A 19,320-nucleotide genomic window follows, 5' to 3' on the forward strand; every position below is an offset into this window, starting at 1 on the left:
TTGACGTGAGGCAATCACGCTCTAGGCAAAAACGCAGCCCATTTATCCCCCGCTCGTGCGGGGGCGGTTTTCCGGTCGAAAGGGCCAAAACATGACTCAAAACCCTGAAGCAACCGGCCCTGGCGCTCCTCTGGCGCGCGCCAGACTGTTTTGTGAACAGAACAACCTCGCCATCCCGGTCCTGCTGGCCCCGATGGCGGGTGCCTGCCCCGCGTCATTGTCCATCGCCGTCGCCAATGCCGGGGGCCTTGGCGCCTGCGGCGCGCTGCTGATGCAGCCTGAAGCCATTAAAACCTGGGCCGCCGCGGTGCGGGCTGGCAGCAACGGCGGCTTCCAGCTCAACCTTTGGATCCCCGGCCCGCCACCGCCGCGCGATGCCGCCGCCGAAGACGCGGTGCGCGACTTCCTCAACCAATGGGGCCCGCAAGTGGCGCCCGATGCCGGCGAGACCCGCCCGCCTGATTTCGCCGCGCAGTGCGAGGCGATGCTGGAGGCGCGCCCCGCTGTCATTTCCTCGATCATGGGCCTCTATCCGCCTGAATTTGTCGAACGCATGAAGGCGCTTGGGATAAAATGGTTTGCCAACGTAACCACCGTTGCCGAGGCGCTGCTTGCCGAGGCGGCGGGGGCCGATGCCATCGTCGTGCAGGGCATGGAGGCGGGCGGCCACCGGGGCGCGTTTGATGCGCAAACGGCGGAATCGGCCATGGTTGGCCTGTTTTCGCTGCTGCCCGCCGTTTGCGACGCGGTGAAGCGCCCGGTCATCGCCTCCGGCGGCATCGCCGACGCGCGCGGCGTGGCCGCCGCGTTGATTTTGGGCGCTTGCGCCGTGCAGATCGGCACCGGGTTTCTGCGCTGCCCCGAAGCGAAACTCCCGCCCGCCTGGGCCGATGCGCTGGGGCAGGCGAAACCGGAGGATACCATCGTGACCAGGGCGTTTTCCGGCCGCCCCGGCCGCAGCCTCGCCAATGCCTATGCGCGCGCCGCATCGGCCCCCGGCGCGCCAGCCCCCGCGCCCTACCCCGTGCAGCGCGGGCTGACGCAGGCGATGCGCGAGAAGGCCGCCAAAGGCGGTGACATCACACGGATGCAGGCCTGGGCCGGGCAATCCGCCGCAATGGCCGCCACGGATTGCGCCGCCACTGTGGCGCGCGCGCTATGGGCCGGCGCCATCGCGCGGCTTGGGGGATAAGCCGCGGGGTTGCCAGGGGCAGAACCAGGCCGAAAAAAATTCCAAAACTTGACCAGATTTGCTATCTATCAGCCCGAAGGGGCGAATAAGACCCTCCTCCGGGGTGTGCCAGTTATCGTTGGTCCAGGAGAAACACGGCAATGTGGAAAAAAATTGGCATCGGCCTGATCATTCTGCTCGCAATCATCGCCGGAGCGGTGTGGTATCTGGTCTCAAACCTCGATTCCCTCATTAAAGCCGCCATCGAGAAATATGGTTCGGCCGCAACCCAGACCTCCGTGACCGTCGGCGGCGTGAAACTCTCGCTCGGCTCGGGGGCGGGAACCATCTCCGGCCTCAGCATCGGCAACCCCCCGGGGTTTACCTCGCCCCAGGCGCTGGGCGTGGGCGCGATCATGGTGCAGCTGGATACCAGCTCCCTGCCCGGCAACGGGCCGATCGTGGTCAGGACCATCAACATCGCCCAGCCGCAGATGAATTACGAGGTCATCGGCGGCGTCAGCCTCACCGGGGTCAGCACCAGCAGCAATCTGCTCATCATCCAGAACAATGTGAAAAACTACGCCGGGCGCGTGGCCGCCGCGCCGCCGCAAGGGGGCACGCCCGCGCGCAAGGAGATCATCAACGATCTCTACGTCACCGGGGGCGAGGTCAACCTCATCGCCACCACGGTATTGCACGGCAAAAAGGTCACGGTGCCGCTGCCCCCGATTCATCTCACCAATATCGGCCGGGCCAGCGGCGGCGCCACCCCGGCGCAGATTGCCAGCCAGATCATCAACGCCGTTACCAGCCAGGCGGCGAAGACAGGTGCCGCGGCACTGACCCAGCAGGTGAAGGCGGCGGCCGGAGGCGCGCTGCCCGGCAATGTGGGAGGAACGCTGAAAGGGCTTCTCGGCCCCTGAGATGTTGCGGCTACACCGCCACCGCGCGGCCCCACTCCACCCAGCCGGCCAGGCGCGGTGTTTTGGGCATGTAGCCGCTTTCCAGCCGTTCGATGCTGAACTGCGCCGCGATATTCCCCGCCACCGGCCGGGTCAGATGACAGCCGCCGAAAACGCGTTTCCACAGCGGCTCCACCCGCCGCTGCCAGAGGGCAACACCGGCATCGGGGGATCTGCCGTGCTCGCAAAACAGCAACTGCCCGCCAGGGCGCAGCACGCGCCTTGCCTCGGCCAGCGCGCGCGGGGCATCAGGCACCGTACAAAGGGTGAAAGTCGTCACCACAGTGTCAAAACTCGCATCGGCGAAGGGCATGGCATCAGCGCTCGCATCCAGTATCTCCACCGCCAGCCCCTCGGGCCTTGGCGCCTTGCGCGCATAGGCCCGCAACTCCGGCGATGGGTCGATGCCGGTCACCGCGCTCACCTGCGCCGGATTGTAGAATTTCAGGTTCAACCCGCCGCCGATGCCAAGCTCCAGCACGCGCCCGCTGGCGCCGGGGATCAACGCCGCGCGTTTCTCCGTCAACATTTCACAGCCGCAGCCGCATCTGATCAGGTGCGGCAAAACATGCCTGTCGTAAAACGATGTCATGACCTCCGGCCTTTCAATCAACCTTCAAAATTCATACGCTTAATCGCGGCGGCGGTGGCAAATGACATCAGAATGATCCAGCCGAAAAAAACGCCCGCGACCAGCCAGAAGCTCACCAGCCCATTCCAGGCAAACGGGCCGCTCTGAAAAAACGGCACGGCGGCGCCAGGTAGAAAAATAATGGCGGCCCAGAAATTCACAAAGCCAAGCCAGCGCGGATAAATCATCGTCTCCGGCTGCTGCGATAAAATACATACGCCAATGACAACGCATTGCAGCACCGCCGGCGGATACAGCCCGACGAAACAAAGCCAGCCCAGATCATTCAGGCTCTGCACAATGGCCGGCGGCATGACCCCCGGCCGGTACGCCGCCGCGAACCAGAGAAAACATGCGAGCAGAACAGCTATCACCGTGCCGGTCGCCGTTGCCATCTGCGTTTCGGCCAGCGAATGCGCCTTACCCTCGATGCGCCGCATCTGCGTGGTGATCGCGGCGGCAAAAGGCCAGTAAAACGCCGAGCCCGCCGCCAACACCGCGACGCCCAGGCGTATCTGCAATGTATTCTGCTGAAAAAGCCGCGCGATCTGGCCTGCCCCCAGCCCCGGCGCGGGCGGCTGCCACAAGGTGGTGACACCCAGCAGCCCCACGCCGAGCAATGCGGAAAACACCACCCCGCTATAGGCGCACAAACGCTCGGCCGTTTTGTTCATGCTTTTTAATCTCCCCGGCATACTGCGCCAACACGCCTATAACAGCGTTACAAACATCCCGCCAGAAAGGCGCCAGGCGGTCAATTAAAAATACCGTCATGGCGCGCGGCATGTGGGTGCTTGTTAAGAATGCCCCGGCTTAGGTACAAGTCCACCCCATGAACACCACTCCGAATCGACTCATCATCGCCCCCAGCCTGCTCGCCGCTGATTTCGCCCGTCTGGGCGAGGAAACCAGAGCCGTTGAAGCCGCCGGGGCGGACTGGCTGCATCTCGACATCATGGACGGGCATTTCGTGCCCAACATCACCTTTGGCCCGCTGGTGGTCAAAGCCCTGCGCAAACACACCGCCATGCCGATGGACGTGCATCTGATGATCGCCCCGGTTGACCCCTATATCGCCGCCTTCGCCGAGGCGGGTGCTGACAATATCAGCGTCCACCCGGAATCCGGCCCGCATCTGCACCGCACGCTGCAACTCATCCGCTCCCTGGGCAAAAAGGCCGGCGTGGTGCTCAACCCGGCCACCCCGGTTGATGCGATTGCCCATGTCATGGATCTGATCGACATCATCATGGTGATGACCGTGAACCCCGGCTTCGGCGGGCAGGCGTTCATCGCCTCCCAGCTGAGCAAAATCGCCACATTGCGCCAGATGATCGACGATACCGGCCGCGACATCATCCTACAGATCGACGGCGGCATCACCCCCGCCACCGCGCCCAAGGTGCTGGAGGCCGGGGCCGATTGCCTGATCGCCGGAACCGCGGTGTTCGGCGCGCCGGATTACGCCCAGGCGATCAGCGCCTTGCGCGCCGCGCGGCCACGGCAACTACCTGAACTCACGGTCAGCGGCGGATGAATCAGCCTGGGCAACTCGGCCGCAACGCGCGCTCCCTCCTGGCGCGCCTGCAAAACCTGCGCAGCCGCAACGCGCCCGACGCCCCGGCCCTGAGCCTGCGCGACCCCTGGCCCGGCGAGCCCGGCCGCGGCGCGCGGCTGGTCAAGGCGGAGCTGGAATTCGGCGGCGCGGTGCTGCCCATGCCCCCAGGCGTGTTCCGGCCCACCAGCGCCACCGCCATTCTGCGCGCGCATCTGCACGGCTTCACCTGGCTGCGCGACCTGCGGGCCCTGGGCACCGATGCCGCGCGCACCCGCGCGCGCACCCTGGTCTCCGAATTCATGGATACCGAGGCGCTGGAGCCCATCGGGCTGACCCCGGATGTCACCGGCGCGCGCCTTGCCGCCTGGCTCGGCCATTACGATTTTTTCGCGGCCTCCGCCGATGACGACTTCCGCCAGCGCCTGATGAGCCGGCTGGTGATGGACGCGCGCAGCCTCTCGGCCATTCTGCCGGTCGAAGTCCGCGACGGCCGGGCGCTCACCGCGCTGAAGGGCCTCGCCGCCGCCGCCGTCGCCATGCCCGAACATGTCGGCAACCTGCCGCGCGTGCTCCGGTTCCTCACCCCAGCACTTGAGGGCCAGTTTTTCGCCGACGGCTGCCATATCGAGCGCAGCCCGGCGGCGCATCTCGCCGCTTTGCAGGACCTGACCGAATTTCGCGCGCTGCTGCAGGCGCGCGGCGGCGAGCCCCCGGCGGAACTGCTGGGCGCGATCGAGAAAGCCGCCGCCGCCCTGCGCGCGCTGCGCCATGGCGATGGCGGGCTGGCGCTGTTCAATGGCAGCAAGGAAGAAGTGCCAAGCCTGATAGACCTTGTGCTGGCCCAGGCCGGGCGCGCGCGCGGCATCATCGCGCCGCTCAAATCCAGCGGCCTGTATCGCATGAGCGCCGCCAAGGCCCTGCTCCTGATGGACGCCGGGCTGCCCGCCCCCGCCGGGTTTGACCGTTTCGCCCATGCCGGCACGCTGGGGTTCGAATTTTCCTGGGGCAAGGAACGCCTGATCACCAATTGCGGCGCGGCCCCGGCCAGCGCCGCGGAATGGGGAACCGCGCTGCGCAGCACGGCGGCGCACTCCACGCTGAGCATCGCCGATGTCTCCTCCGCCGAAGTGCGCGAACAGGGCCTCGGCCGCAAACCCACCGAGGTACACGCCGAACGCCAGGACATCGCCGGCGGACAATGGATCGAGGCCAGCCATAACGGCTGGGCCAAGCTTTTCGGCGCCATCCACCACCGCCGCATCGGCCTGGCCGACAGCGGCGAAGAGCTGCTGGGCGAAGACCTCATCGAGGCCGAACAGCCGCAACCCTTCACCATCCGCTTCCACCTGCACCCCAATGTCACCGCGATGGTCCAGCAGGATAACGAGGCCGTGCTGCTGCGCACGCCGGGCGGGCTTGGCTTCCGGCTGCGGGCGGAGGGCGCGCCGATCAGCGTCGAGGAAAGCGTCTATTTCGGCCAGGCCGAGCCTCGCCGTGCCGAACAGGTGGTGCTCGCCGGGCACCAGGACGGGCCGCAGCATATAAAATGGTCCATTACGAAGGTTTAAGCCGATGACACGCGTTCTCCTGACCGGCGGCGCCGGATACATCGGCTCGCATACCGCCGTGGCGCTCATCGAGCGCGGGCACGAGGTCGTCATCCTCGATAATTTCGCCAATTCGGAGCGCGATGTCCCCGCCCGGCTGGAGCGCCTGACCGGGCGGGCGAACATCCCCGTCATCGAGGCTGACATCCGCGACACCGGGGCGGTAAGCGCGGCCCTGGCGGCGCATCCGGTGGAGGCGGTCATCCATTTCGCGGCGCTGAAGGCGGTGGGCGAATCCGAGGCCGACCCGCTGCTGTATTACGACATGAACATCATCGGCACGATCCGGCTTTTGCAGGCGATGCAGGCGCAGAACGTGCGCCGGATCGTGTTCTCATCCTCCGCCACGGTCTACGGCCAGCCGGACTCCTCGCCCATACCGGAGGACGCGCCCACCCGCGTGCAAAACATTTACGGCCGCACGAAACTTGTGATGGAAGATCTCATCAGCGACCTCGCCCGCACCGGCAAGCTGCAGGCCGCCGCCAATTTGCGCTACTTCAACCCCGTCGGCGCGCACCCCTCGGCCATGATCGGCGAAACCCCGCGCGGCGTGCCCAACAATTTGATGCCCTATGTGACGCAGGTGGCCACCGGCGAGCGCCCGCATCTCAACGTCTTCGGCAATGATTATGACACACCCGACGGCACCGGCGTGCGCGACTACATCCACGTGGTTGACCTCGCCCGCGCCCACGCCCTGGCGCTTGAGCATATCTGCGCGAACGATGTCTCGCTCACCGTCAACCTGGGCACCGGCACCGGCATTTCGGTGCTCGAGCTCGTGCGTGCCTTCGAGCGCGCCACGGGCCGCGAAATCCCCCTCAACATCGCACCGCGCCGCCCCGGCGATGTCGCGAGCTACTACGCCAACCCGGACATGGCCGCGCGCGTGTTCGGCTGGCAGGCGGCGCTGGACGTGAACGACATGTGCCGCGATTCTTGGGCGTGGCAGGCCAGGCGCGCCGGGATCAACGATATTTGAACCCTCGGGCGGCCGCGCGCACGCTTCTCTTCCTGCTCACGGAGGACTGGTTTTTCGCCTCGCATTTTCTGGCCCGCGCGCAGGCGGCGCAGGCGGCGGGCTGGCGGGTCATCGTGCTGGCCAGCCCAAGCGAGGCCACCGCGCGCATCCGCGCCGCCGGCATCGAGGTCATCCCGGTTGATTTCTCCCGCCGCCGGTTGAACCCCTTGGCCGAACTCCGCCTCGCCCTGCAACTCGCCCGGCTCTACCGCCAGTTAAAGCCCGATGTGGTGCATCACATCGCGCTGAAACCCATCGTCATCGGCGGGCTGGCGGCCAGGCTCGCGGGGGTGCGCGCCATCGTCAACGCCCCCACGGGGCTGGGCTTTGTCTTCTCCTCCCCCAAACCCCTGGCGCAAATCCTCCGCCCCTTCGTCACCCTCGCCCTGCGCCTCACCCTCTCGCCCAAGGGCGCGAAAGTCATCTTCGAGAACCCGGACGACCTCCAGGCGCTCACCGCCGCGCGCATGCTCCGCCCCGGCGCCGCCGTGCTCATCCCCGGCGCCGGGGTGAACCTTGATGAATTCGCCCCCGCCCCAGAGCCGCCCGGGGCCATCCGCGTCATCCTCATCGCCCGCATGATCCACGCCAAGGGCATCGCCACATTCTGCGAGGCCGCCCGCCTCTTGCGCGGCCAGGCCGAATTCATCCTGGTTGGCGCACCGGACCCCGGCAACCCGGACTCTCTCACCGCCCCCCAGCTCCAGGCCTGGGCGAACGAGGGCATCCTCACCTGGCTCGGCCCGCGATCTGACATCGCGGCCCTGCTGGGCGGCGCGCACATCGCCTGCCAGCCCTCCACCTACCGCGAGGGCCTGCCCAAATCCGCGCTGGAAGCCATGGCTGCGGGCAGGCCTTTGGTCGCCAGCGGCATCCCCGGCCTGCGCGAAGCGGTGGTGGATGGGCAAACCGGCATTCTCTTCCCCCCCGGCGATGCCCCCGCTTTGGCCGCCGCGCTGGCAAAGCTCATCGCCTCGCCAGCCTTGCGCGCCCGCATGGGCGCCGCCGCGCGCTCACGGGCGGCAGAGAAATTTTCCGAGCCGCGCATCTGTGCGCAAACGCTTTTGGTGTATGAGGCGCTCATATCAGGAGCCCCGCCATGAAACACCTCTTCGCCGCCCTGCTGCTGTGCCTCGCCGCCACCGCCGCGCATGCCGAACAGACCATCGGCAGCGTGAGCACCAATTTCCGCCTGCTCGGCCCCAACGACAAGGTGGTGGTGGAGCGCTTCGACGACCCGAAGGTCGCCAATGTCTCCTGCTATGCCTCCTTCGCGCAGACCGGCGGCGTGGCGGGGGGCATTGGTGTCGCCACCGACCCCAGTGAATTCGCGCTGAACTGCATCGCCCACGGCCCCGTCAGCATCCCCGCCGATTTGCCTCAAAAAGAGGAAATGAGCGCCATCTCCGCCTCCTTCCTGTTCAAGCATTTCATCATCACCCGCATGGTGGACACCCAGGACAACACCCTGGTCTACGTCCTCATCAGCACAAAAATCATCCACGGCTCCCCGGCCAACGCGCTCTCCGCCGTTCCCGCCTCCAACTAAGGAAGTTAAATGTCTGACATCGTCCGCATCCGCCGCGCCCTCATCTCCGTTTCCGACAAAACCGGGCTGGTGGAATTCGCCCGCGCGCTGGAGGCCCACGGCGTGGAAATTCTCTCCACCGGCGGCTCGGCCAAGGCCCTGCGCGATGCCGGCGTGCCGGTGCGCGAGGTCTCCGACCATACCGGCTTCCCCGAAATCCTCGACGGCCGGGTGAAAACCCTGGTGCCCCAGGTCCATGGCGGCATCCTCGGCCGGCGCGACCTGCCCGAGCATCTGGCCCAGATGGAGGCCCACAACATCGCCCCCATCGACCTCGTGGCGGTCAACCTCTACCCCTTCGAGGCCACCGTGGCGCGCGGCGCGGCGTTTGAGGATTGCATCGAGAACATTGACATCGGCGGTCCGGCGATGATCCGCTCAGCAGCCAAAAACCACGCCTCGGTCGCCGTGCTCACCGCGCCCGAACATTTCGCAACCGTCATCGCCGAGCTGAACACACATGGCGGCACCCGGCTGGCCACCCGCCGCGCGCTGGCAGCATCCGCCTACGGCCGCACCGCTGCTTATGACGCCGCGATCTCCACCTGGTTCGCGGCGCAGAACGGGGTGGAATACCCCGCCACCTTCGCCATCGCCGGGCAGCTCAAACAAACCCTTCGTTATGGCGAGAACCCGCACCAGTCCGCCGCCTTCTATACCGCCGCCCCGGCCCGCTTCGGCGTCGCCACCGCTACCCAGGTGCAGGGCAAGGAACTCTCCTACAATAATTTCAACGATACCGACGCCGCCTATGAATGCGTCGCCGAATTCGCCGAACCAACGGTGGTGATCGTCAAACACGCCAACCCCTGCGGCATCGCCACCGCCGCCTGCGTCGCCGATGCCTGGGATGCGGCGCTCGCCTGCGACCCGGTCTCCGCCTTTGGCGGCATCGTCGCCCTCAACCGCCCGCTGGACGAAGCCACCGCCACCAAAATCTCCAGCATTTTCACCGAGGTCATCATCGCCCCCGAAGCCACCCAGGGCGCCATCGACATTCTGGCCGCGAAGAAAAACCTGCGCCTGCTGCTCACCGGCGGCCTGCCGGACCCCTCCGAGGCTGGTATCACCTTCAAATCGCTGGCCGGCGGCTTCCTGCTGCAAACCCGCGATGCCGGGCGCATCACGCCGCATGACCTGAAGATCGTCACCAAACGCGCGCCCACCCCGGCCGAGATCGAGGATCTGATCTTCGCCTTCCGCGTCTGCAAGCATGTGAAATCGAACGCCATCGTTTATGCCAAGAACCTGGCCACCATCGGCGTCGGCGCCGGGCAGATGAACCGCGTGGACTCGGCGCGCATCGCCGCCTGGCGCGGCGCGGCGGCGGGGCTGGATTTCACCGGCTGCGTGGTCGCCTCCGATGCTTTCTTCCCCTTCGCCGACGGGCTGGAAGCCGCGATCTCCGCCGGTGCCAAGGCCGTCATCCAGCCCGGCGGCTCCATCCGTGATGCCGAGGTGATCGAGGCTGCCGATGCAGCCGGTATCGCCATGGTGTTCACGAACATGCGGCATTTCCGGCATTAAAGCCCGATCACCCAAGGTTGGCGTGCGCCCGCGCGTCAACCTTGGGTGAGCATCAGCCTCTATTTAAACAATTAGATTTAAACAATTCGTAAGCCGCCCGCATGGTTTTACGAATTCCGCTTAAAACTATACCGGCCGCGCTCTAATAAGGTATAAACGCACCATGCTGCTCAACCTGCCCTTCGCCCTGCCGGACTGGATGCCGGCCTGGATTTTTCTGGTGCTGGCCTTGCCCGTGCTGCTCTGGGCACTGGCCTTCCTGCTCATGCCCTTCAGCGTGTTTGGCGTGAAGGCACGGCTGGAATCGCTGGAGGAACAAATCGACTCGCTGCACGAGGATCTGCGCATGATGACCCTGCGCGCCTCCGGCGGCCTGCCCCCGGCGCCATCTGAATTCAGCCCCTACGACGAGATTCCGAATTTCAGCCGCCTTAAAAAATCCCCCACCGTCTATCCGGCCGCCCATGAGGAACCAGTGATGCCGCCGCCGCGCCCGGTGCATCCCGCCCCCCGCCCGGCTGATCCGGTGCCGCGGACCGCGCCGGTGGTCTACCCCCGCGAGCGCCTCAGCCCCTCGCCGGCCCCAGCTCCGGCGCCGGCGCCCAAACCTTTCCGCCGGACCGAACCGCGGCTGGATTGACCGCCACGGCCCACAAGGTGTTCTGCTCCGGCGCCACCGGCTATATCGGCGGCGCCATTTTGCGCGCGCTGGCGGGCGAGGGCATTGCCGCCGTTGGCGGCCTGCGCGCCGCGGCTCCCCTGCCGCCCGGCATCATCCCCTTCATCACCGGGGATTTGTCCAATCCAGGCTTGCGCCTGCCGCCGGTGGAAGCGGTGATCCACGCCGCCGGGCTGGGCCATAAACGCCGGGTCAGCGCCAAAACCTGGCGCCGGACAAATCTGGATGCGGCGGTGAACCTCGCCCGCGCCGCCCGCGCCGCCGGCGCCAGCCGCTTCATCCTCATCTCCACCGCGCACATCCACGGCCGCGCGCACAACCGCCCGGTGACCGACACCACACCCCCAAACCCGCAAGGCGCCTACGCGGAGAGCAAGCTACAGGCCGAACACGAGGTCGCCGCCGCCTTTGGCCCCGGTTTGAGCATCATCCGCCCGGTCGCCGTCATCGGCCCCGGTTGCCCCGGCAATATCGCGCTGCTGCTCAAACTGCTCGCGCGCGGCATCCCGCTCCCCTTCGCCGCCATCGAAAACCAGCGCAGCTTCATCCACCGCGACGATCTGGCCCGCATTGTCCTGGCGGTCCTGCGCAGCGCCACCCCGCCTGAGAGCGTGCTCGCCGCCCACCCCGAGGCCATCAGCACCCCGGAGCTGATCCGCGCGCTGGCCGAAGGGCTGGGCGTAGAGCGCAAGCTGTTCGCCTGCTCGCCCCAGTTGCTTAAATTTGCCGCGGCCCTGCTTGGCCGGGCGGAATCATGGCAGAGTCTGGCCGGAAACTTCATCGCGAACCCGGCCGCCGCGCGCCAACTGGGCTGGAAACCCGAGGAAAGCCTTATCGATTCCCTCCGTCAGACGGCACGGTATCATAATACCACACACCCAACCCCTTGACTTAACCCCGCCAAATCCCGATAAGCCCGCACGCTAGTTAAATAGGTGCAAACATATGAAAACGACGATTTCGCTGAAACCAGCGGATGTGAAGAAGGAATGGGTCCTGATCGACGCCGAAGGGCTGATCCTGGGCCGTCTCGCCGCGATTGTGGCCAGCCGCCTGCGCGGCAAGCACAAGCCGCAGTTCACCCCGCATGTTGATTGTGGTGACAACATCATCATCGTCAACGCCGAAAAGGTGAAGCTCACCGGCAAGAAGCTTGAGCAGTCCGTGCTCTACTACCACACCGGTTTTGCCGGCGGCATCAAGGGCCGTTCCATCAAAGACCGTCTCGCCAGCGCCAACCCGCAGCGCGTGGTGGAAAAAGCCATCGAGCGCATGATCACGCGCGGCCCGCTGCAGCGCCAGCAGATGAAGAACCTCTACGTCTATGCCGGGCCTGAGCATAAGCACGCCGCCCAGCAGCCGAAAACCCTCGATGTCGGCGCGCTGAACGCCAAGAACCGGAGAGCGTAAAAATGTCCGATACCAACAATGCTTTCGCCGGCCTGAAAGACCTCCCCAGCGTCGTCTCCGCCGAAGCCGCCACGCCCAAGCGTGAACCCAAGCGCGACGCGCAGGGCCGTTCCTACTCCACCGGCCGCCGCAAAAACGCGATCGCCCGCGTGTGGATCAAGCCCGGCAAAGGCGAGATCATGGTCAACGGCAAAAAGGCGCCGGTTTATTTCGCCCGCCCGGTGCTGCGCATGCTCATCACCCAGCCCTTCCTGGTGGCTGACCGCTACAACCAGTTTGACGTGTTCTGCACGGTCAACGGCGGCGGTCTCTCCGGCCAGGCCGGCGCGGTGCGCCACGGCATTTCGCGCGCGCTCACCCTCTACGAGCCCGAACTGCGCGGCATCCTGAAGGTCGCCGGCTTCCTCACCCGCGACTCGCGCGTGGTGGAACGCAAAAAATACGGCAAGGCGAAAGCCCGCCGCAGCTTCCAGTTCAGCAAGCGCTGATTTCTGCCAGTTCACGAAAAACCCCGGAGCCATCCGGGGTTTTTTTATTGCGATTTTTTCAGCGCCAACAGCGCCGCCAGCTCCGCCTCATGCTCATAATCAGGCATCAACAATTGCAATTGCGCATCGCGATACGATGCCGGATGAAAATAAATCTCCGCGCTGCCTTCCGGGAGGTTTTGCATCAGCCCGCGCATCCGCCCGGCGGTCATATGCCCGGACCATTTCAGGCCAAACACATGCGCCGTGCTTTTCAACCCGCGCGCCTGGAAGCGTAACAACCGGCTCCAGTAATAAAGCGCGTAATCGCCAAACCCCACGCGCGCGCCGCACGCCTTCATCACCCAAGGCGGCTCGGCCGGAACCCTGATCCGCGTCAGGCCAAACTCGCGGCCCACCGCAATCATCATCGCCGCCACGGTGGGGTGCAGATGCATGTGCTTATGCGCATCGGCATGGTGCAATTTCAGCCCCGTCGCCGCGAACGCCTTAAACTGCGCGCGTATCTCCGCCCGCAGCTCGCGCCGCGCCGCGCCTGAAAAAAAATACTTAACCCCCAGCGCCGCCTGGTTTTGCCCGAACCTTCCATCCGGCCCCGTGATGTGCGGCAGCTTCGCATGGCCCAGCAGCGAGTCGCCATCCACCAGCACCAGATGCAGCCCCACCTTCAACCCCGGCAGCGCCCTCGCCCGGCGCACCGCATCCGCCGCCGCCGGGGCCGCCACCATCAGGCTTGCCTGGGTCAAAACGCCCTGGGTATGCGCCAGCTCCACCCCCTCGTTCACCCCAACCGACAACCCAAAATCATCGGCCGAAAAAACCGGCGGCGCGCTTACGGCCATTTCACTTCCGGCGGCATCGACATCAAAATCGCTTCCGTATTGCCACCCGTCTTCAGCCCGAACATGGTTCCGCGGTCATACAGCAGGTTGAACTCCACATACCGCCCGCGCCGCACCAGCTGCGCCTCGCGCTCCTCGGGCGTGAAGCTCTCCCCCATCCGCCGGCGCACAATTTGCGGGTAGGCCGCCAGAAACGCCTCCCCGACATCGCGGGTGAAGGCAAAATCCGCCCCGGCATCCCCCGAATCGAGGTAATCATAAAAAATCCCCCCCGCCCCGCGCGGCTCCTTGCGGTGCGGCAGATAAAAATACTCGTCGCACCATTTTTTGAATTTTTCATAATAATCCGCGCCGTGCCGGTCGCACGCGGCCTTGTAGGCGGCATGGAAAAACGCCGCATCCTCGCCTGCTTCCGCCGTCCCCGGCTGCAACGGCGTCAGATCCCCGCCGCCGCCGAACCAGCCCTTGGTGGTCACGATCATCCGCGTGTTCATATGCACCGCCGGCACTTTCGGCGAGCGCATATGCGCAACCAGGCTGATCCCCGCTGCCCAGAACGCCGCATTTTCGCCCGCGCCATGCATCTGCCTGGCAAAATCGGCGCTGAAATGCCCCTGCACGACGGAGATGTTCACCCCCACCTTCTCAAAAACCTGCCCGCGCATCACACTCATCACGCCGCCGCCGCCCTCGGGCCGCTCCCACGCGGTGCGCACGAAACGGCCGGGATCAGCCCCGCCCGCATCCTCAATATCCTCAAAAGCCGCGCATATCCGGTCCCGCAGGGCGGCAAACCACGCGGTGGCGGCAGGTTTCAGGGCTTCATGGGCGGGGGGGGCGGATAAATCATTCATGCTGAAATCATCATACGGGCTTCATGAACGATCATCCACTCTTGAAATTTTCCGTCGTTCCCGCCATGCGTGTCCGAGAATAACTTGCGCGGCAGGAGACGAGATGGCTGGTACGTCAGAACATGCAGTGGGGCACGGCGGGGACTCCCGGCGTGATTTTTTGAAAATCCTTACCGTGGCAACAGGGGTCGTGGGCGCCGGGGCGGTCATCTGGCCGTTCATTGACGCTCTGGGGCCCGATGCCGATGGCACGGCGGCGGCGCACCTCATCGTCGATGTCGCCGGCATCCCTGAAAATACCGCGATCACCGTCACCTGGAACGGCCTGCCGATCTACATCCGCAAGCTCACCGCGCAACAAATCGCCGACACCCAGGCCGTGGTGACCAGCACATTGGTTGACCCCGCCGATTTCGCCAGCCGCGTGAAGCCCGGTTATGACAGTTTCGTCGTCGTGGTGGGTCTCAACACCGGCTCCCCCTGCGCGCTGGAAGGCAACGCCCCCGCCGACCCGCGCGGCCCCTTTGACGGCTGGCTCTCCCCTTGCGACGGCAGCGTCTACGACCCTCTGGGCCGCGTGCGCGGCGGCCCGGCGACCAAAAATCTGGCGATTCCGCGCTTCAAATTCATCAACGACGCGCAAATTCAGTTCGGCTGAGGATCAGCAATATGAGCACAGACGTTAAAAAATCCTGGCTGGCCTCCCGGCTGCCCTGCCCCGCCAAGGAAGCGGGCAGCTGCGCCCCCACGCTGGAGCGCGGCGCGCCATATGCAGCCACGCTGCCGGCGCTCATCACCGGCGCGGTGCTGTTCCTGCTCGCCTCCGGCCTGGTGCTGGCGGTGTATTACAACCCGGCGCACGGGTTTGACTCCATCCAGTTCATCGCCCGCAACGTCAACAGCGGCTGGCTGATCCAAGGCTTCCACACCACCGGCGTGACAATGCTCTTCGCCGCTGTCTACTGGCTGCTCTTTCGCGACATCTACACCGGCGCCTACCGGGCTCCCGGCGAGCTGGTCTGGCTGCTGCGCGTCAAGCTGTTCGCCCTGCTGCTGCTCGTTGGCTGGCTCGGCTATACCTTAAGCGACGGCGCGGTCTCCTACTGGAGCCTCACCAATGCCACCACCGCCGCCACCGCCCTGGGCGGCGTGGCGGGCGTCATCGGCCGCTGGTTCTTCGGCGGGCCGAACGGTGCCGGCACCCTCGCCCGGCTGGAAGTTTTCCACGCCGTGCTGGCGCTGGCCGCCCTCGGCACTCTTGGGGCAAGCCGCTGCGCCGCACGCGCGCTGGCCCGCCAGACCAAGCCGCAACATCCGGTGAGCTGCCACCCTTACTACACATCGCAGACCTTCGCGGCCTTCGCGGTGTTCGCGCTCATCTTCGCGGTGCTGATGTTCTTCGCGCCACATTATGGGCTCAACCCCCTCAACCGCGCCGCGTCCGACTCTCTCATCGTCCCCGCCGTGCTCAGCCCGCCCTGGTATCTGTCCCCGGTCAGCGCCGTGGCCTCGGTGTTCTCCACCGCCGCGGGCAGCATCTTCGGCGCCATCGTCATGCTGGCCGTCCTCGCGGCCCTGCCCTGGCTCGACCGTTCATCCCCCAACAGCAAGCGCGGCCTGTTCTACCGCCTGCTGACGGGCCTACTGCTGCTCGATGTCATCGGCCTGGGCTGGAGCGTATCCGACCCCGCCTGCACCATATCCGGCAGCCTCACGGTGGTTTTCACCATCTGGTATTTTTTCCACTTCCTGGTGCTTACCCCGCTGGTCACAGCCTTGGAGGCTAAATAATGCGCCGTATTTTTGCTCCCATCCTGGCCGCCGGCCTGTTGTTCAGCGCCGCCGCACACGCCGAAGACACCCTGAACCCCCCGCACTGGCAGTCGCAGGGCACCTTCGGCAGCTACGATAAAGCCGCCGTGCAACGCGGTTTCCTGGTCTACCAGAGCGTATGCGCCAGCTGCCACGCCGCCAATGCGCTGCACTACCGCGACCTTGAAGCCCTTGGCTTCTCCCCAGATCAAGCCGCCGGCATCGCCGCCAGCGTGAAACTGGCGGACGGTTCGCCCGCCACGCTGGATGACACCTTCAAGGCCCCGTCCGTTGGCGCCGCCGCATTCGGAGGCGCCTTGCCGCCGGACCTCTCCACCATCGAGAGCGCCCGCACGCACGGGCTGAACTATGTCTACAATCTACTCACCGGCTATGCCGCCGCCCCCGCGAGCGTGACCCTGCTGCCCGGCCGGTTCTACAACACCGCCTACCCCGGCCAGCAGATCGCCATGCCCCAGCCGCTGAAGGGTAACGAGGTCACCTACGCCGACGGCACCGCCGCCACCCTGCCGCAGGAAGCCTCCGACGTTTCCGCCTTCCTCGCCTGGTCCGCCGACCCGAACCTGAACGCGCGCCACGAGATCGGTCTGCGCGCCGTTCTCTTCCTGGCGTTTCTGAGCATCATCGCCATCGCGGCGAAGCGCAAAATTTGGCGCGAGACGGCCTAACCCCGCCTCAACCCCCTGGCCACTCAAAAACGGCGCCTCACCCGAGGCGCCGTTTTTTATTCGCCCATAGTCAAACCCGCGCGAAAACCCTAAACGGGCGCAAATTCATTCTCCATAAAGGGCGCAGGCATGGCTGACTCAATTTCCCCCGTCATCGGTATCATCGGCGGGTCCGGGCTGTATAATATCGAAGGCCTGACCAACACGCGCTGGGAGCGGATCGCCACACCCTGGGGCGAGGCCTCCGACGAGCTGCTGTTCGGCGAACTCTCCGGCACCAAGGTCATTTTTTTGCCCCGCCACGGCCGCGGCCACAAAATCCCGCCCAGCGCCCTCAACTACCGCGCCAATATTGACGCCTTGAAGCGCGCCGGCGTGACCGACATCATTTCCCTCTCCGCCGTCGGCTCGCTGAAAGAGGAACTCCCCCCCGGCCATTTCGTCATTGTCGACCAGTTCATCGACCGCTCCTTCGCGCGCGAAAAAAGCTTCTTTGGCCCCGGCTGCGTCGCGCATGTCTCCATGGCCCACCCCACCTGCCCGCGCCTGGGCGACGCGCTGGAAGCCTCGGCTAAGGAACTCGGCCTGCCGGTCACCCGCGGCGGCACCTACCTCGTCATGGAAGGCCCGCAATTCTCCACTTTGGCGGAGAGCAACCTCTACCGCTCCTGGGGCTGCTCGGTCATCGGCATGACCAACATGCCCGAGGCCAAGCTCGCCCGCGAGGCCGAGATCGACTACGCCAGCATCGCCATGGTGACCGATTACGACTGCTGGCACGAAGACCACGACGCGGTGACAGTTGACGCCGTGGTGCGCGTATTGCTCGACAACGCCGAGAAGGCCCGCAACCTGGTCAAATCCGTGCTGCCCAAAATCGGCGCCCCGCGCGGGCTTTGCCCCGCCGGCTGCGACCGCGCGCTGGAATACGCGCTCATCACCGCGCCCGAGGCCCGCGACCCCGCCGCACTGGCAAACCTCGACGCCGTGGCCGGCCGCATCCTCTAAGCGCGATCGTTTGAGGTTCGCTCAACCGAGCGAGCCGAAAGCGTGAATCGCCCTCAGAAAATGGCCAGAGCCTGATCGCACTTAAAGCGATCAGGCATAAGCTCTAAACCGCGCTTGCCACCAGGCTGGCGGCGATGGCGAACATGATCACCGCGATCACGCCATCGAGCACCCGCCAGGCCAGGGGCCGGGCAAACACCGGCCCCAGCAGCCGCGCGCCAAAGCCCAACAGCGAGAACCAAACCGCCGAGGCCGCGACCGCGCCCAGCGTATAAGCGCCGCGCGCCATCCCTGGATACCGCCCGGCAATCCCCCCCACCAGCACCACCGTATCGAGATACACGTGCGGGTTGAGCAGCGAGACCGCGAGCACCGTGCGCGCCGCCTGCACGGGGGTTAGCCGCGCACCGTCGGTGGGCATCAGACTCTCCGGATGCAGCGCCCGCCTCACCGCCAACACCCCATACCCGGCGATAAACGCCGCCCCGGCCCAGGAGATCACCTTCAACACATCCGCATGCGCGTGCACAAATCCGCCAAATCCGGCGGTCCCGGCGATCACCAGCGTGGCGTCAATCCCGATGGCGATGCTCACCAGCAGCCCCACATTGGCCCGCAACAGCCCCTGCCGGAGAATAAACGCGTTCTGCGCGCCAATGGCCACGATCAACCCGGCCATGAGGGCGAAACCGGACAGCGCCGGGGCAAGCAAATTGTTCATGGCCCCGGGCTTACCCCCTTGGTCTTACCCCAGGCAAGCTGCTAGCCTGCCGCCATGATCCTCACCGGCGCGCTCGCGGCTTTCCTGCTCGCCTTTCCGGCGCTGTTCTCCATCGTCAACCCGCTGGGCGGCGCCATCATCTTCAACGAGGTCACGACCCAGCAATCCCACGCGCAGCGTGTCGCGCTGGCCCGGCGCGTGGCGGTTTACTCCACCATGGTCATGCTGGTCTCGCTCTGGGCCGGCACCTATATCCTCAGCTTCTTCGGCATTTCGCTCAACGCCCTGCGCATCGCGGGCGGCATCGTCGTCTCCATGCGCGCCTATGAGATGCTCTCGGCACCCGACACCACCTCGGCCCGCAAGGAGCAGGAAGCCCGCCCGGTCGGCGAGGCGCATAGCCAGAATCTCGCGGGCTTCGCCTTCTTCCCGCTCACCCTGCCCTTCACCACCGGGCCGGGAACCATCGCCGTCGCGGTCTCCCTCGGCACAGTGCGGCCCGACGGCCTCTCGGCCATGGCCGCTTTCTATGCCGGCGCCAGCCTCGCGGTCCTCACCCTGACTATCCTCATCTGGCTCTCCTACACCACCGCAGACCGCATGGCCGCCATATTGGGCACCGTCGGGCGGCAGGTCACCTCCCGCATCGCGGCGTTTTTGCTCCTGGGCATCGGCGTACAGATCGCCCTCTCCGGCATTGTGCCCGTATTGCACGAGGCGCTGGGCAGATAGGCGCAAAAGCCTGG

Annotated in this window: 22 protein-coding genes; 17 read left to right on the forward strand and 5 right to left on the reverse strand. The window is 65.8% G+C overall.

The window, feature by feature from the left end; all coding sequences use genetic code 11:
* Positions 1–91 precede the first annotated feature (91 nt).
* On the forward strand, positions 92–1,192 hold the full coding sequence (locus QQJ84_RS13095) for an NAD(P)H-dependent flavin oxidoreductase (protein WP_284258704.1): 1,101 nt from the start codon (positions 92–94) through the stop codon (positions 1,190–1,192).
* A gap of 140 nt (positions 1,193–1,332) precedes the next feature.
* Positions 1,333–2,097, forward strand: a complete 765-nt coding sequence (locus tag QQJ84_RS13100) for an AsmA family protein (RefSeq protein ID WP_284258706.1) — start codon at positions 1,333–1,335, stop codon at positions 2,095–2,097.
* 10 nt (positions 2,098–2,107) lie between these two features.
* On the opposite strand, the gene QQJ84_RS13105 is transcribed toward QQJ84_RS13100, so the two are convergent.
* Positions 2,108–2,665 (reverse strand): class I SAM-dependent methyltransferase, encoded by a 558-nt coding sequence (locus tag QQJ84_RS13105; protein WP_284258707.1) that lies wholly within the window; start codon positions 2,663–2,665, stop codon positions 2,108–2,110.
* 80 nt (positions 2,666–2,745) lie between these two features.
* The gene (locus QQJ84_RS13110) at positions 2,746–3,441 is read right to left on the reverse strand and encodes a hypothetical protein (RefSeq protein WP_284258708.1); all 696 of its coding nucleotides are present in this window, start codon (positions 3,439–3,441) and stop codon (positions 2,746–2,748) included.
* A 158-nt stretch (positions 3,442–3,599) separates the two neighbouring features.
* Between QQJ84_RS13110 and rpe the strand changes: the two genes are divergently transcribed.
* The 10 genes from rpe (at position 3,600) to rpsI (ending at position 12,648) form a co-directional block, all read left to right on the forward strand.
* Positions 3,600–4,304, forward strand: a complete 705-nt coding sequence (gene rpe, locus QQJ84_RS13115) for a ribulose-phosphate 3-epimerase (protein ID WP_284258710.1) — start codon at positions 3,600–3,602, stop codon at positions 4,302–4,304.
* Positions 4,301–5,893: a heparinase II/III family protein gene (locus tag QQJ84_RS13120; RefSeq protein WP_284258711.1), complete on the forward strand. Its 1,593-nt coding sequence runs from the start codon at positions 4,301–4,303 to the stop codon at positions 5,891–5,893. The genes rpe and QQJ84_RS13120 overlap by 4 nt, the downstream gene beginning before the upstream one ends.
* A 4-nt stretch (positions 5,894–5,897) precedes the next feature.
* Positions 5,898–6,917: a UDP-glucose 4-epimerase GalE gene (gene galE / locus QQJ84_RS13125; RefSeq protein ID WP_284258712.1), complete on the forward strand. Its 1,020-nt coding sequence runs from the start codon at positions 5,898–5,900 to the stop codon at positions 6,915–6,917.
* Entirely contained in the window at positions 6,914–8,059 is a 1,146-nt protein-coding gene (locus tag QQJ84_RS13130; RefSeq protein WP_284258713.1) for a glycosyltransferase family 4 protein, read from the forward strand. Before galE ends, QQJ84_RS13130 begins: the two co-directional genes overlap by 4 nt.
* Positions 8,056–8,505, forward strand: a complete 450-nt coding sequence (locus tag QQJ84_RS13135; protein ID WP_284258714.1) for a CreA family protein — start codon at positions 8,056–8,058, stop codon at positions 8,503–8,505. Before QQJ84_RS13130 ends, QQJ84_RS13135 begins: the two co-directional genes overlap by 4 nt.
* A gap of 9 nt (positions 8,506–8,514) precedes the next feature.
* A complete protein-coding gene (gene purH / locus QQJ84_RS13140; RefSeq protein WP_284258715.1) occupies positions 8,515–10,071 on the forward strand; it encodes a bifunctional phosphoribosylaminoimidazolecarboxamide formyltransferase/IMP cyclohydrolase in 1,557 nt (518 codons plus the stop codon).
* Between the two features lie 163 nt (positions 10,072–10,234).
* Positions 10,235–10,711 carry a hypothetical protein gene (locus QQJ84_RS13145; RefSeq protein WP_284258716.1) on the forward strand — a complete coding sequence of 159 codons (477 nt, stop codon included), beginning with the start codon at positions 10,235–10,237 and terminating at the stop codon, positions 10,709–10,711.
* A complete protein-coding gene (locus QQJ84_RS13150) occupies positions 10,708–11,640 on the forward strand; it encodes an NAD-dependent epimerase/dehydratase family protein (RefSeq protein ID WP_284258717.1) in 933 nt (310 codons plus the stop codon). The genes QQJ84_RS13145 and QQJ84_RS13150 overlap by 4 nt, the downstream gene beginning before the upstream one ends.
* A 55-nt stretch (positions 11,641–11,695) precedes the next feature.
* Positions 11,696–12,160 (forward strand): 50S ribosomal protein L13, encoded by a 465-nt coding sequence (rplM, locus tag QQJ84_RS13155; RefSeq protein WP_284258718.1) that lies wholly within the window; start codon positions 11,696–11,698, stop codon positions 12,158–12,160.
* A 2-nt stretch (positions 12,161–12,162) separates the two neighbouring features.
* Positions 12,163–12,648, forward strand: coding sequence for a 30S ribosomal protein S9 (rpsI, locus tag QQJ84_RS13160; RefSeq protein ID WP_284258719.1), 486 nt, complete (start codon positions 12,163–12,165; stop codon positions 12,646–12,648).
* 44 nt (positions 12,649–12,692) lie between these two features.
* Here rpsI and hpnK read toward each other — a convergent pair whose 3' ends face one another.
* Both hpnK and hemF read right to left on the reverse strand, forming a co-directional pair.
* A complete protein-coding gene (hpnK, locus tag QQJ84_RS13165; RefSeq protein WP_284258720.1) occupies positions 12,693–13,490 on the reverse strand; it encodes a hopanoid biosynthesis-associated protein HpnK in 798 nt (265 codons plus the stop codon).
* Positions 13,481–14,344 carry an oxygen-dependent coproporphyrinogen oxidase gene (gene hemF / locus QQJ84_RS13170; protein ID WP_284258721.1) on the reverse strand — a complete coding sequence of 288 codons (864 nt, stop codon included), beginning with the start codon at positions 14,342–14,344 and terminating at the stop codon, positions 13,481–13,483. The genes hpnK and hemF overlap by 10 nt, the downstream gene beginning before the upstream one ends.
* Before the next feature lie 103 nt (positions 14,345–14,447).
* Here hemF and petA point away from each other — a divergent pair, with 103 nt between their 5' ends.
* The 4 genes from petA to QQJ84_RS13190 all read left to right on the forward strand — a co-directional run bounded on the left by petA (position 14,448) and on the right by QQJ84_RS13190 (position 17,853).
* Positions 14,448–15,002 carry a ubiquinol-cytochrome c reductase iron-sulfur subunit gene (gene petA / locus QQJ84_RS13175; RefSeq protein ID WP_284258723.1) on the forward strand — a complete coding sequence of 185 codons (555 nt, stop codon included), beginning with the start codon at positions 14,448–14,450 and terminating at the stop codon, positions 15,000–15,002.
* Between the two features lie 11 nt (positions 15,003–15,013).
* Positions 15,014–16,135: a cytochrome b N-terminal domain-containing protein gene (locus tag QQJ84_RS13180; protein ID WP_284258724.1), complete on the forward strand. Its 1,122-nt coding sequence runs from the start codon at positions 15,014–15,016 to the stop codon at positions 16,133–16,135.
* On the forward strand, positions 16,135–16,845 hold the full coding sequence (locus QQJ84_RS13185) for a cytochrome c1 (RefSeq protein WP_284258726.1): 711 nt from the start codon (positions 16,135–16,137) through the stop codon (positions 16,843–16,845). Before QQJ84_RS13180 ends, QQJ84_RS13185 begins: the two co-directional genes overlap by 1 nt.
* 129 nt (positions 16,846–16,974) lie before the next feature.
* Positions 16,975–17,853: an S-methyl-5'-thioadenosine phosphorylase gene (locus QQJ84_RS13190; protein WP_284258727.1), complete on the forward strand. Its 879-nt coding sequence runs from the start codon at positions 16,975–16,977 to the stop codon at positions 17,851–17,853.
* 103 nt (positions 17,854–17,956) lie between these two features.
* Here the strand turns inward: QQJ84_RS13190 and QQJ84_RS13195 are convergent, their stop codons facing one another.
* A complete protein-coding gene (locus tag QQJ84_RS13195; protein WP_284258729.1) occupies positions 17,957–18,574 on the reverse strand; it encodes a LysE/ArgO family amino acid transporter in 618 nt (205 codons plus the stop codon).
* 54 nt (positions 18,575–18,628) lie between these two features.
* Here QQJ84_RS13195 and QQJ84_RS13200 point away from each other — a divergent pair, with 54 nt between their 5' ends.
* Positions 18,629–19,306, forward strand: a complete 678-nt coding sequence (locus QQJ84_RS13200) for a MarC family protein (RefSeq protein ID WP_284258730.1) — start codon at positions 18,629–18,631, stop codon at positions 19,304–19,306.
* Positions 19,307–19,320: the final 14 nt, after the last annotated feature.

It is taken from the genome of Acidocella aquatica (assembly GCF_030160635.1).
Taxonomy (GTDB): Bacteria; Pseudomonadota; Alphaproteobacteria; order Acetobacterales; family Acetobacteraceae; genus Acidocella; species Acidocella aquatica.